The organism is Frankia sp. Allo2 (genome assembly GCF_000733325.1).
Lineage (GTDB): Bacteria > Actinomycetota > Actinomycetes > Frankiales > Frankiaceae > Frankia > Frankia casuarinae.
In genome coordinates this window covers 45,622-58,439 of record NZ_JPHT01000011.1, presented here as the reverse complement: position 1 = coordinate 58,439, position 12,818 = coordinate 45,622, and the positions used below count along the sequence as shown (strand labels likewise).

The 12,818-nt window shown below is 69.8% G+C and carries 9 protein-coding genes and 4 pseudogenes; 4 read left to right on the top strand and 9 right to left on the bottom strand.

All coding sequences use genetic code 11. The annotated features are described in order from the left end of the window. Positions 1-62: 62 nt before the first annotated feature. Positions 63-1,874 carry a polysaccharide biosynthesis tyrosine autokinase gene (locus tag ALLO2_RS10230; protein WP_035731493.1) on the top strand — a complete coding sequence of 604 codons (1,812 nt, stop codon included), beginning with the start codon at positions 63-65 and terminating at the stop codon, positions 1,872-1,874. A gap of 155 nt (positions 1,875-2,029) precedes the next feature. Beyond that, positions 2,030-3,913, top strand: a complete 1,884-nt coding sequence (locus ALLO2_RS10225; protein WP_369808142.1) for a DUF4012 domain-containing protein — start codon at positions 2,030-2,032, stop codon at positions 3,911-3,913. Positions 3,914-3,988: 75 nt separating this feature from the next. On the opposite strand, the gene ALLO2_RS10220 is transcribed toward ALLO2_RS10225, so the two are convergent. The 9 genes and pseudogenes from ALLO2_RS10220 to ALLO2_RS10195 all read right to left on the bottom strand — a co-directional run bounded on the left by ALLO2_RS10220 (position 3,989) and on the right by ALLO2_RS10195 (position 10,999). Further along, on the bottom strand, positions 3,989-5,365 hold the full coding sequence (locus tag ALLO2_RS10220) for an FAD-binding oxidoreductase (protein WP_011437848.1): 1,377 nt from the start codon (positions 5,363-5,365) through the stop codon (positions 3,989-3,991). 247 nt (positions 5,366-5,612) lie between these two features. Continuing rightward, positions 5,613-5,814: pseudogene (locus ALLO2_RS24310) on the bottom strand (transposase family protein); the annotation flags it as partial. 30 nt (positions 5,815-5,844) lie between these two features. Further along, positions 5,845-6,111 (bottom strand): annotated as a pseudogene (locus tag ALLO2_RS27800) (isocitrate lyase/phosphoenolpyruvate mutase family protein); the annotation flags it as partial. After that, positions 6,017-6,376 carry an isocitrate lyase/phosphoenolpyruvate mutase family protein gene (locus tag ALLO2_RS28190; RefSeq protein WP_084588392.1) on the bottom strand — a complete coding sequence of 120 codons (360 nt, stop codon included), beginning with the start codon at positions 6,374-6,376 and terminating at the stop codon, positions 6,017-6,019. The pseudogene ALLO2_RS27800 and the gene ALLO2_RS28190, both read right to left, overlap by 95 nt. Positions 6,377-6,398: 22 nt before the next feature. Continuing rightward, positions 6,399-6,497: pseudogene (locus ALLO2_RS24300) on the bottom strand (transposase); the annotation flags it as partial. A gap of 7 nt (positions 6,498-6,504) precedes the next feature. After that, positions 6,505-7,237, bottom strand: a pseudogene (locus tag ALLO2_RS26340) (transposase). A gap of 171 nt (positions 7,238-7,408) precedes the next feature. After that, the gene (locus tag ALLO2_RS10205; protein ID WP_035731487.1) at positions 7,409-8,155 is read right to left on the bottom strand and encodes a succinate dehydrogenase/fumarate reductase iron-sulfur subunit; all 747 of its coding nucleotides are present in this window, start codon (positions 8,153-8,155) and stop codon (positions 7,409-7,411) included. 43 nt (positions 8,156-8,198) lie between these two features. Further along, positions 8,199-10,136: a fumarate reductase/succinate dehydrogenase flavoprotein subunit gene (locus tag ALLO2_RS10200; protein ID WP_035731484.1), complete on the bottom strand. Its 1,938-nt coding sequence runs from the start codon at positions 10,134-10,136 to the stop codon at positions 8,199-8,201. A gap of 122 nt (positions 10,137-10,258) precedes the next feature. Beyond that, complete coding sequence (locus ALLO2_RS10195) at positions 10,259-10,999, bottom strand: succinate dehydrogenase cytochrome b subunit (RefSeq protein WP_011437844.1); 741 nt, start codon at positions 10,997-10,999, stop codon at positions 10,259-10,261. Positions 11,000-11,091: 92 nt separating this feature from the next. Here ALLO2_RS10195 and ALLO2_RS10190 point away from each other — a divergent pair, with 92 nt between their 5' ends. Both ALLO2_RS10190 and ALLO2_RS10185 read left to right on the top strand, forming a co-directional pair. Continuing rightward, positions 11,092-12,042: a LysR family transcriptional regulator gene (locus ALLO2_RS10190; protein ID WP_035731478.1), complete on the top strand. Its 951-nt coding sequence runs from the start codon at positions 11,092-11,094 to the stop codon at positions 12,040-12,042. A gap of 345 nt (positions 12,043-12,387) precedes the next feature. After that, positions 12,388-12,759, top strand: a complete 372-nt coding sequence (locus tag ALLO2_RS10185) for a hypothetical protein (RefSeq protein ID WP_011437842.1) — start codon at positions 12,388-12,390, stop codon at positions 12,757-12,759. The last annotated feature ends 59 nt before the right edge of the window (positions 12,760-12,818 follow it).

Sequence of the window (12,818 nt, the reverse complement as noted above, 5' to 3'; positions counted from 1 at the left end):
TTGAGTCGGTCTTCGATGACGGTGAGTGGTCGGGACCTAGGTCCTGGGAGGGTGGTCGACGGGTGGAGCTGCGCGACTACGTCCGTGTTCTGCGCCGAAGCTGGACGATCATGATCGCCGGCGTGGTCCTCGGCGGGCTGCTGGCCGCCATGGCGACCTGGCGAACGACGAAAGAGTACGCCGCCTCGGTGACGATGGTCGTCTCCTCGCCGGACAGGGGCGCCGGAGCCGCCTCGGCCTACCAGGGAGGCCTGCTCTCCCAGCAACGCGTCAAGTCCTATGCCGACCTGGTGGCCAGCGAGCGGGTGGCGACGGCCGTGATCGCACGCCTGCACCTGCACGCGACTCCGGAGGCCCTGCGGGCCCAGATCAGCGCGCACGCCGTCCCGGACACCGTGCTGCTCCAGGCCGTCGTGCGCGATTCCGACCCGAGACGAGCCATGATCATCGCAGATGCTGTCGGTGAGACGTTCTCCACCACCATTGCGAAGATCGAGACGCCGTCGGCCGACGAACCACCCTCCGTGCGGGTGACTGTCTGGGAACACGCGAAGCTGCCCGTCTCGCCCGTCTCGCCCCAGCCGATCCGCAACCTCGCGCTCGGAGCGCTGCTCGGGCTGATCGTCGGCAGCGCCGCCGGGATCGTCCGATACCGCCTCGACACGAGCGTGTCCAGTGAGGACGACGCCCGTGAGACGACCGAGCTGCCCAACCTCGCCGTCATCGGCTACGACGGTGCCGCCGACCGGCATCCCCTCATCATCAACGCCAAGCCCCGCTCGGCCCGGGCGGAGGCGTTCCGCCAGCTGCGGACCAACCTGCAGTTCGTCGAGGTGGACACCGGACCTCGATCGATCCTGGTGAGCAGTGCGGTCCCCGGCGAGGGCAAGACCACCGTGGCCTGCAACCTCGCGATCACCCTGGCGCAGGGCGGTGCGCGGGTCTGCCTGATCGAGGGGGACCTGCGACGGCCGTCGTTCGGCGAGTACCTCGGGGTCGAGTCCGCCGCCGGGCTCACCTCGGTCCTCATCGGCGCCGCGGACCTCGACGACGTCCTGCAGCCCTGGGGGGAGGGTCGGGTCGGGGAGGGGCGCGTAGAGGTCCTCGCCAGCGGCCCCATCCCGCCGAATCCCAGCGAGCTGCTCGGCTCCAAGGGCATGGCCGGACTCATCAACCTGCTGTCCGCCCGCTTCGACATCCTCCTGGTCGACGCCCCGCCCCTGCTACCGGTGACTGACGCGGCCGTGCTCGCCACCCGGGTCGAGGGGGTTCTGCTGGTGNCGNGGGCNGGGCGGACCCGCCGCGAGCACCTCCGGCGGGCCGTCGAGGCGCTGCGGGCGGTCGACGCCCGGATGATCGGCACCGTGCTGAACATGGTGCCGGTCAAGGGACCCGACGCCTACGACTACGGCCCGGGCGACGGTTACGTGTCACGCGGCCGGCACGCCAGGACCTCCTCGCCCCGAACCCTGGAGATCCCGGCGCCCGATTCCGGGGTCCGGCCTGCTTGGCCGGTCACCTCGCCTCCGTCGCTGCCGTCACCGGCTCCTTCTTCTCCGGCTCCTGCTTCTCCGGCTTCGGCCGTGACGCCGGTTCCCGCCGCCACGGCGCGTCTCGGGATAGCCGACGGTGGCGACGAGTCGAGCTCGGCGCGGGACCCGCTGCCCGACGGCGCCACGACTGTCCCGAGCGCCACGACTGTCCCGAGCGCCACGACTGTCCCGAGCGGCGGACCGCACGTCAGGGTGCCGGCGGCACGCGGATCGGCCGAGGAGATCATCTCCGTCGGTGGAAGGACACCGCGCGGTACGGACCCGGCTGGCGGGACGACGCCGGATGACAACGGCGCGACCCGGCCGCCGTCCTCCCCATGACGGATTCGCCACCGGGGGAGAGAACCGGGTCCGCTCCGGGCCTGGATCCGGTGGTCCTGGATCCGGTTCCGGACCTGGACCGGGTTCCGGACCTGCTCACGCGGGCGCCCGTGGGTGGGCGGGACGTGGGTGGGCGGGACGTGGGTGGGCGGGACATGGGTGGAGGTGCTGAGGCCAGGGCGGGGCAGCACCGCGTCGGCCGTGGTCGCCGGCGTCACCGTGGTCGCCGAGCCCGGTACCGCCGGCTGGCCGCCGGGGTCGCGACGGCCCTCGTTGTGCTGGTGGCGATGACCGCCTGGGTGGTCGTGCGCGGAGTGCTGGCCAAGTCCCGTCTCGACGAGGCCAGGCAGCGGATCGCCGTCCTGCAGCGGCAGGTTCTGAGCGGAGACTTTCCCCGCGAGGCCGAGCTGCGATCGCAGATCGAGCAGATCCGGCGGCGGGCCACCGCTGCGCGGGCCCTGACCTCGGATCCGGTGTGGTCGGCGTTCGGGCGGCTGCCCGTCGCTGGCTGCCCGATGCGCTCGGCGGCGACGCTGATCCGAGAGGTGGACGCGGCCGCCGGCACCAGCCTGCCGGCCGTGGCCGACCTGGGTCCCTCCCTCGATCCGCGGGTGCTGCGCCAGCGTATGACGATCAATGTCCGGGCGCTCGCCGCGGTCCGCCGCCCGGCCGAGCGATCCTTCAACGCCCTCTCCGCGTTGCGGGCGGCGGCGGAGAACGTACCGGACTGCGGATGGGCCGGGCGGGTCAGCGGCATCGCCGACGCCCGCGCCGAGATGATCGATCGGAGCCGGCGCCTGGCCGGTGCGCTGGACACCGTTGTTCTGGCCGCCCGGGTCGGTCCCGAGATGCTCGGCGGGGGCGGTGTCCGTCGCTACCTGCTGATCGTCCAGAACCCGGCCGAGTCCCGCGCCAACGGGGGGATCATCGGTGGGTTCGGCCTGCTGACCGCGGAGCACGGGCGGCTGTCCATCGACGGCATCTCGGGCAACGGTGCTCTGCCGGGAGGCCCCACCCAGCAGCGACCGGCGACGGGGCTGCCGGTCCCGTTCGCGGCCCGTTACGGCGCCTTCTGGCCCGACCGTATCTGGGCGAATATCAACCTGACCCCCGACTATCCGATGGCCGGCAGGCTCTACAGCGCGTTCTACCGGGCCGGCACGGGCCTCGACGTCGACGGCACGATCAGCCTCGACCCCACGACGTTGTCGTATCTTCTCGCCGCGAGCCGGCCCGCGGTGCTCCCCGACGGCACGTCGGTGGCCGCGGGGCACCTGGTCGATCTCGTCGAGTCGCGCGTCTATGGCGAGATCATGGACGCGGCCGCCCGCGACCGCTTCTTCGCCCAGGTCGGTCAGGCCGTCTATGCGGCCGTGGAGTCGGGAGCCGGCGACACGACGAAGCTGGTGACCGCGCTGGGACGGGCCGCTCGCGAGGGTCGGCTGGAAATATCCAGCAACCACGCCGAGGAGCAGCGGATTCTTTCGTCCACGGCGCTGGGTGGTGCGCTGCCGGACGCGCCTGGGCCGTTTCTCGGGGTCGTCACCCAGAACGCGACGGCGAGCAAGCTGGACTACTGGCTACGGCGGCAGACCACCTACCGCATGCAGCGGCAGCCGAACGGCGCCGGCCTGGCGACGATCACGATCCGGCTCACCAACGCCGCCCCCGGCGGGCTGCCGGCCTATGTGCGCCACCGGCAGGATCTCAAGGATGCCGCTGGGAATCTCCGGGCGCAGAACAATCTCTGGCTCTCGGTGTACACGGGCCGAGGCAGCTGGCTCGTCGCTGCCCGGCTCGACGGTGTGCCCATCGGCCTCGCCGGCGGTTCCGAGTCCGGGCATCCCGTGCTCTCCACCTATCTCACCGTCGATCGCGGCCAGACCCGGACCCTGGAAATCAAGGTCNGGGAGCCGGTAGGCGGCCCGGCACTCACCGTGCGTCCACAGCCGTTGCCCGTCGCGGAGCGCCTGGAGGTGCAGGGGCTACCGGTCGTCCCTCCCTGGTCATCCCAAGGGTCGTCCCAAACCCAGAACTGACTACTCTGACTACAGAGAGTTCTTGACCTTCGCCCGCATCGAGTCGCCCGCATCGGGGCCTGATCCGCTTCGTCCTCAACGCAGCGGATCGAACGGGGACAGCTCGGCCGCGGGCGCACCGGTGGCGATGGCGTCGGCGAGGAGGCGGCCGGTGACCGGGCCGAGGGTGATGCCCCACATGCCGTGCCCGCCGGCGATGAAGACCCGCGGCGAGATGGTCGGGCCGATCAGCGGCAGACCGTCCGGGGTGCACGGGCGTGGTCCCACCCATTCGGCGGCGCGGGTGTCCAGGTCCACCCCGCGCAGCAGGCCGCGGGTCGCCTCGACCACCGCCCGGATGCGCCGCGGGTCGGCCGCCGCGTCCGGATGGCGGAACTCCATCATGCCGGCGACCCGCAGGCCGTCCCTCAGGGGCGTGCAGGCCACCCGGGAGGCGGGGAAGTAGATCGGACCGCTCGGCGGCTGTTCGGTCGCGACCAGGAAGCTGTATCCGCGACCGGCCTGGACGGGAAGGCGGACCCCGAACGGACGGGCCAGCCGGGGAAGCCAGGCGCCGGTGGCGATCACTGCCGCGTCGTAAGGCCCAGCGGGCCCCCCTGGTCCGAGCAACTCCACCCGGCCACCTGCCTCGCGCACCTCGTCGATGGCCATCGCCTCGTGCACGAGGCCGCCGCGTTCCCGGACGCTGTCGGCGAGGGCTGCGACGAAGCGGCCGGGATCGCAGAACCGCTGCCCCTGCACGGATACGACGTACCGGACCTGCTCGGACAGCAGAGGTTCGAGGTCGCGGGCGGCCACCGGGTCCAGCACCTCGGCATCGACGGGCTGGCCGGTCGCCCGGATCTCGGCGAGCTCCGTCAGGAGGGCGTCGAGGCCGGACCGGTCGCGATAGCCGGCCAGGAACGGGGCGGCGGCGCGGGTCGGCGCAGTCACGCCGCCCGCCGCGAGCTCGTCAAAGGCACCGAGAGCAGCGCGGGTCAACGGCACCAGCGCGCGCATGGCGGTTCGCCACCGCGCGGTCGTGCTGTGCCGGACGAATCCGGCGATGAAACGGGCGAGCCCCAGATCGGCGACCGGCGGCACGTACACCGGTGAGTCCGGGCGCAGGAGCACCCGCAGCCCGTAGCGCAGGACCGCGGGCTCCGGCAGGGGCGTCGCGAGCCCCGGGGTGAGCCAGCCGGCATTGCCCCAGGAGGATCCGGCCCCGGCCCAGGTGGGTCCGGCGGTGAGGTGGTCGCGGTCGAAGACCGTCACCCGCCTGCCGCGGTCCTGGAGGAACCACGCCACGCACAGCCCGACCATCCCGCCGCCGATCACCGCGACCTGGTCGGGAACGGCGTGCCCCGGCCGCGGGCGTGACCCGTGCGGCGCGCTCAGCCCCGCGGCGTTCCCGGCCAGTCGGGTCGTGTCCGTCGATTCCGTCACGTCCGCCTCAATCGGGTGATTTCCCACCGCCGCCATTATCCTCCCGCGACGCCGGATCCGCTGTCTACAGCACCACCTCACCGGCCTTCCGACTTATAGTCCGTCGTCGAGTCCCCTCACCGGCAGCCTCGCCCGCGACCGGGGCCACCAGGCCCTGCTCACCGGGCACGGAATCGGCCGGACCCAGGCCGCGGTGTTCCTCGCCGAGCTCGGGGACATCACCCAACCTTTCGTCGCGTTCCGTAGCGACAATGCCATGGGAGCGGGTTGATCTCTAGGTGGTGCGCTGGTGTTCCATGTGGAGCAGCACGAGGCAGGCCTTCACGACGGATCCAATCTTCCAGGGGTCGATCGTGACGTTGCGCAGGACGCTGAAGGTGCCCTTGAGCAGCCCGTTCCCTCGTTCACCGACGGCGCAGCGCATTGTGAATCATGTTGTGCCCCTTGTGCTCGCCGGTCAGGACACCGCCCCTCGGCGCCCCGTCGGGTCGCGTGGCTTGCACAAACACCGCGTCCGCGCCGGCATCCACATAGCGGTTCGCGCGGTTCAAGGCCTCGGCCACGCCGTGCCCGGCCACCAACGCTTCGGTTCGGGCGATCAAGAAACAGCTGGGCTCCAGCCCGCGGCGCGTGGCGCGGAGGCGTTTCTCCTGTTCTTCCACGCTGGCCAGGTCCCGCTCACCGGGGTACAGGATCGACCACTTGTCCAGCGTGTTGTCCTCGATGCACACCGCGCTCGCGCCGGCCTGGGAGATTGTCCGCGCCGCCAGGTCTACCTTGCGCGGGCCCCCCGTACCCGGAATCCATGTCCACAACCACCGGATAACGCGTCGCCCTCACCACGGTCCGTACCACACTGGCCATCTCGGAGGAATCCACTAGTCCGAGATCGGGAAGGCCCAGCACGGCGGACACACAGAAACTGCTCACCCAGACGAAGTCGATGTTCTGCTTGTCAGTCACACAAGCGGACAGGCCATCATGCACCCCCAACCCGAGACGTACAGGAGTATCGGTCGAGAACCAGTCGAGTGTCATGTCAGTGCCCTGTCAAATGATTCGGCGGGAAGTTGACCAGAAGATGGACGTGGTCGCGCTCGCCGTTGAACTCGACCAGTTCGGTCTCGACGTCGACGCACACGGCCCGCATGATTTCGTCTAGAAGATCACGGGAAATCTTGTTCCGCGGCTGCTGTGGTCGGGATCCAGCTGTTGTCGCTGGTGCGGGTGAGCCCGAGGTTGACCAGCCGGCGGAGGTTGGGAGCGGCCGCGCGGTGGTGGAGCCAGCTGTCGTTGCGGGCCACGCCGCGGTAGGGCACCCGGCGGTTGCCGTGGGCTGTCAGCCAGGCGATCCCGCGTTCGACCGGGGGCGCCAGCGGCGGTACTCGTCCGGCCAGGCCGGGTCGGTGGCCTCGTGGCGGGCGGCGGCCAGCAGGGCGTGTTTGGGGTGGATGGTGAGGGTTCGCCCGGTTTGGGAGGTGGCGCAACGGTCACGCGGGCAGGTGCGGCACAGGGTCCTGAACTGGTCCTGGCGGTGACCGTGGGCCTGGGGACGCCCCAGAGGGGTGGTGTGTCCGGCCGGGCAGGTGACCGTGGCGGCGGCGTCGAGCAGCCCCAGCCCGCCCGCGGCCTTCCACCGCAGATCACAGCGCAACGCCCGCACCGTCTCGACTCCGACAACCCGTGCAGGCTCCGCGGCACCACCGTGGCCGCCAGCACCTGCGGTGGCATACTCGGCCGCCCGTTCGACGACGGGTACATGTCGGTGAACATCCCCGCCGGGAACAGCACCTCCCGGTGCTCCGCCAGGAACGCGAACACACTGCCTGCCGGGATCAACTCCCGGCAGGTCTCCCACGCATCCGGCCCGACCGGCTCGCCCACCCACTCACCCTGCATGATCCCAACACTGGCGTCGACCACCACACCAGAACCCGGACCCGCAAGATTTTCAGTGATCTTCCACCCGTGCTGCGCGTACAGCCATTCGTCCAGTCAAACCTACGGACGTCGGGTGGACACCTATGGACGGAAAGCGCCGATCTTCAGGTCGGGGGATGCCTACCGGATCTACCGGAGGCCGATCGAGGCCCGCAGGACCTCGCGGTTGAGCGTGGCGATGCTGTCCAGTGGGATGCCCTTCGGGCAGGCGACGGTGCNCNCCCCGGTGTTGGTGCACCCGCCGAAGCCCTCGGCGTCCATGGCCTCGACCAGGTTGAGCGTGCGGCTCGCCCGCTCCGGGGCGCCCTGGGGCAGGCTGTTGAGGTGCACGACCTTCGCCGAGGTGAACAGCATGGCCGAGCCGTTGGGGCAGGCCGCGACACAGGCGCCGCAGCCGATGCAGGTGGCGTTGTCGAACGCGGTGTCCGCGACGGCCTTGGGCACCGGGGTGGAGTGCGCCTCGGGGGCGCTGCCCGTCGGGGCGCTGATGTAGCCGCCGGCCTGGATGATCCGGTCGAGGCCGGAGCGGTCCACCATCAGGTCGCGGACGACGCCGAACGCGACCGAGCGCCACGGCTCGACGTCGATGACGTCCCCGTCGGAGAACTCCCGCACATGCAGCTGGCAGGTGGTGGTCCGTTCCCGGGGGCCGTGGGCCTGGCCGTTGATGACCACTCCGCAGGCGCCGCAGATGCCCTCGCGGCAGTCGTGGTCGAAGCTGACCGGCTCCTCGCCCCGCAGGGTCAGCCGCTCGTTGAGCACGTCGAGCAGTTCGAGGAAGGACATGTCCGGGTTCGCGTCGGGCACCTCGTAGGTGACCATGCGGCCCGGTTCGTCCGGTCCGGCCTGGCGCCAGATCCGAAGGGTGAGCTTCACGGTCGGCTCCTCGTACAGTCGTGATCCATTGACCGGTACCGCCTCACGCGTAGTTACGCTGGGCGAGGTGGACGTGCTCGAACTCCAGAACCTCGCGGTGCAGCACCGGCGGGGTTTCCGTGCCGGCGAACTCCCAGGCTCCGACGTAGGCGAACCGGTCGTCGTCGCGAAGGGCCTCGCCGTCCGGGGTCTGGCTCTCGACCCGGAAGTGCCCTCCGCAGGACTCCTCGCGGTGCAGGGCGTCGACACACATCAGCTCGCCGAGTTCGAGGAAGTCCGACACCCGGTTCGCCCGCTCCAGGCTCTGGTTGACACTACCCGCGTCGCCCGGCACCTTGACCTGGCGCCAGAACTCCTCGCGCAGCTCCGGAAGGCGCCCCAGCGCCTTGCGCAGGCCGTCCTCGCTGCGCGCCATCCCGCACTCGTCCCACATGATCTCGCCGAGCTCACGGTGGAACGAGTCGACGGTGCGGTCACCGTTCACGGCGAGCAGGCGGGTCAGCCGGCCCGTCGCCTCGGCCGCCGTCTCCGCGACCGCGGGATGGCTCGCGTCGACCGCGCCCAGCTTCGTCGAGGCGATGTAGTCACCCAGCATGGGCGGCAGCACGAAGTAGCCGTCGGCGAGACCCTGCATCAGCGCGCTCGCGCCGAGACGGTTGGCGCCGTGGTCGGAGAAGTTCGCCTCCCCGATCACGAAGAGCCCCGGAATACTGCTCTGTAGATCGTAGCCCACCCACAGCCCACCCATGGTGTAGTGGACGGCCGGGTAGATCCGCATCGGCACCTTGTAGGGGTCCTCGGCGGTGATCCGCTCGTACATCTCGAACAGGTTGCCGTACTTCTCGCGGACCTTGTCCTCGCCCATCCGCTTGATGGCGTCGGCGAAGTCGAGGTAGACGCCGAGCCCGCCCGGACCCACGCCGCGACCGGCGTCGCACTGGTACTTCGCCGCCCGCGACGCGATGTCACGGGGGACCAGGTTGCCGAATCCCGGGTAGATCCGCTCGAGGTAGTAGTCGCGCTCGTTCTCCGGGATGGTGTCGGGCGAGCGGGTGTCGCCCGCCTTCTTCGGCACCCAGATGCGGCCGTCGTTGCGCAGCGACTCGCTCATCAGCGTGAGCTTGCCCTGGTAGTCGCCGGAGCGGGGGATGCAGGTCGGGTGGATCTGGGTGTAGCACGGGTTGGCGAAGTACGCCCCGCGCCGGTGCGCCCGCCAGATCGCGCTGGCATTGGAGTTCTTGGCGTTCGTCGACAGGTAGAACACGTTGCCGTNCCCGCCGGTGGCGAGCACGACGGCGTCGGCGAGGTAGGTGGAGACCTGGCCAGTGACCAGGTCGCGGGCGACGATGCCGCGGGCGTGCCCGTCGATGACGATCAGGTCGAGCATCTCGGTGCGCGGGTGTATCTCCACGCCGCCGGCATCGATCTGCCGGGACAGCGCCTGGTAGGCGCCGATCAGCAGCTGCTGACCCGTCTGGCCCCGGGCGTAGAAGGTCCGCGAGACCTGCACGCCGCCGAACGAGCGGGTGTCGAGCAGGCCGCCGTACTCCCGGGCGAAGGGCACACCCTGCGCCACGCACTGGTCGATGATCTGGGTGGACGTCTGCGCGAGACGGTAGACGTTGGACTCCCGGGAGCGGAAGTCGCCACCCTTCACCGTGTCGTAGAACAGCCGGTGGACCGAGTCGCCGTCGTTGCGGTAGTTCTTCGCCGCGTTGATGCCGCCCTGCGCGGCGATGGAGTGCGCCCGGCGCGGCGAGTCCTGGTAGCAGAACTGGATGACCCGGTAGCCCTGCTCGGCGAGGGTGGCGCCGGCGGCGCCACCGGCGAGCCCCGTGCCGACGACGATCACGGTGTGGCGGCGCCGGTTGGCCGGGTTGACCAGCTTGGCGGTGAAGCGTCGCTTGTCCCAGCGTTGCTCGATCGGCACGTCCGGCGCCGCGGTGTCGGCGATGTCGGCACCGAGGTTGTAAAACGACATGTCAGCCCTTCCCATGCTTCCGGCACCGCGCCACGCAAGGTCGGCCGCGGAGCCGTCGGCTGTTCAATCCACCAGTGCAGTGACCCATCGGTGCAGTGACCCATCGGTCCAGTGCCGTGCCGTCAATCCACCAGGCCGGCGAGAACCGACACCGGGACGATCACGAATCCCACCGTGAGGAGAACCGCGAGGACATTGGCGGTGGCCTTGAAAACTCGGTCCCGTTTCGGGTTGTTGACACCGAGGGTCTGGGCCGCACTCCAGAAGCCGTGCTGGATGTGGAGCCCGAGGGAGATCATGGCGGCGATGTAGATGAGCGTGACCCACCACACGCTGAAACTCGACACGACGTTGTCGTAGGCGGCACCTTCGACCCCGTGTCGGTTGAGGGTCAGCGTCGTGAAATCGAGGATGTGGTACACGATGAACAACGCGAGGGTGATTCCACCGTAGCGCATCACATGCGTGGCATAACTGGCCCGGGCTCGTTGGCGGTGGACGTACTTTGTCGGCCGGGCCCGCAGGTCACGCCGGCTGAGCTGGTACGCGGACACCGTGTGCAGGCCCACGGCCAGCACCAGCACGACGCGTTGGATCCATAGGTACCACGTATCGTGCAGGACCGGCTCGCCGATCGTCCGGAGCCAGCCGGCGTAGTGGTCGAAGTCGTCGCGGCCAAAGAAAATCTTCAGGTTCCCGAGCATGTGAGCGATCAGGAACAGGAGCATCAGCAGCCCGGTGACGGCCATCACGGTCTTTTTGCCGATGGTTGACCGCCACAGGTTGCGCAGGACGGACGAAGATCGCGGGGGCCGCGGGGTGGGCGCAGGGGACGCCGACCGCGCCGGGGTTGTCACAGCCACGAGCGCACCCTAGAGCGCACTCCCTCCAGTGGTCCAAGACATGATAAACCTGGACTCGATAGTGCCGTCCTATCGACGTCTACGCTGGCGGCGTGCAGCTCCACCAGCTCGCCTATTTCGTCGCCGTCGCGGAGACCCGGCACTTCACCCGGGCCGCCCAGCGGGTGCATGTCGCCCAGCCGTCCCTGTCCCAGCAGATCCGCGCCTTGGAACAGGAGCTGGGCACACCTTTGTTTAACCGCGCGCGGGGGAACATCAGCCTGACCCCGGCGGGGGAGACGCTCCTGCCGCTCGCCCGGCGCATCCTCACCGATACCGAGACCGCCCGCCAGCGGGTCACCGAGCTGCTCGACCTACGCCACGGCACGGTGCGCCTCGGTGCCACCCCGAGCCTGTGCACCGGCTTCCTGCCCGACGTGCTGCGACTGTTCCACCAGCGGTACCCGGGCATCCGCCTGCTGGTCGAGGAAGGGGGATCACGCGACCTCGTCCGCGATCTGGCCGCGGGCAGCCTGGACCTGGCGTTGATCATCCTTCCGCTGCAGAGCAGCGACCCGGCCCTGGCGACCTCGCCGCTGATCCGCGAGAGCCTGNTCCTCGTCTCGTCGTTGGACGAGCCACCGATCGTCGCCGGACGCCCGCTGACCGTGGCCGATCTGCGTAACCACCCGATGGTGATGTTCCGCCGCGGCTACGACCTGCGGGAGGCCACCGTGACGGCCTGCCGGGAGGCCGGATTCGAGCCGATTTTCGCGATCGAGGGCGGGGAGATGGACGCCGTGCTCGGTTTCGTCGCGGCGGGTCTGGGCAGCGCGGTGATTCCGAGCACGGTCGCCCACCGGCTCGGCATGCGGGTCACCCCGTTCGTGCTCCCGGGGCTGCAACGCACCATCGGGCTGGCGCGTCGCCGCGACGTCGAGCCGACCCGTGCCGCCGTCGAGCTGCAACGGGTCCTGTGGGAGTACCTCCGCGACGCCGCGGCCTCGGGCAACCTTCCCGACGGCACCCGGCTCCTCGCCGGACCGACCTCCGCCGGCACGTGATCTGTCATCTTCGGGCTCTCGTGCAACGTATTCGATGAGGCAGACTTTTCATGGCGTGACGATCAGGTTCTTTTCGCGTGAATCGCCATCGCTTTTTCTGGTTCGGCGTGTGGTCCGCCTGTCCACCGAGCCCATTTTTTCCGCCCACCCGCACGCGATCCGGTCGGGTGGGCTTAAAGTTGTGCGAGCGGTCGTAGATCGGGCGGTTTCCGGTCTACGGGGACTGGCTGCGGGGATGACTGGCTGCGGGGACGACTGTCAACGCGCGGTTCGCGTGAACTGGCGCCAGTGCACAACGGGGGCAGCGTCGGAGCTGCCGTCGACCTCGAACACACGGGAGGCGATATGAACAGCGTCGACATTGCCCTGAAGGAATCGCTCGAGATAAGCGGGGCGCTTGGGGTTGCCCTCGTCGACTTCACCAGTGGAATGACCCTCGGAACGGCCGGTAACACGCATGTGATCGACCTTGAGATCGCCGCGGCCGGAAACACCGAGGTTATCCGGGCGAAGATTCGGACGATGGAGAGTCTCGGGCTTCAGGACACCATCGAGGACATCCTGATTACGCTGGGTCGCCAGTACCATCTGATCCGGTTGTTGCAGAGCCATTCCGGCCGTGGCCTGTTCCTCTATCTGGTGCTCGACAAGCCGCGCGCGAACCTCGCGCTGGCCCGTCATCGGCTGCGCGCCGTCGAGTCGCAGCTCGACGTCTGAGTGCTTCCGGGGCCCGATCGGGCGGCGCGTCCTCGCCACGGGCCTGGTGCCGGCGCGCC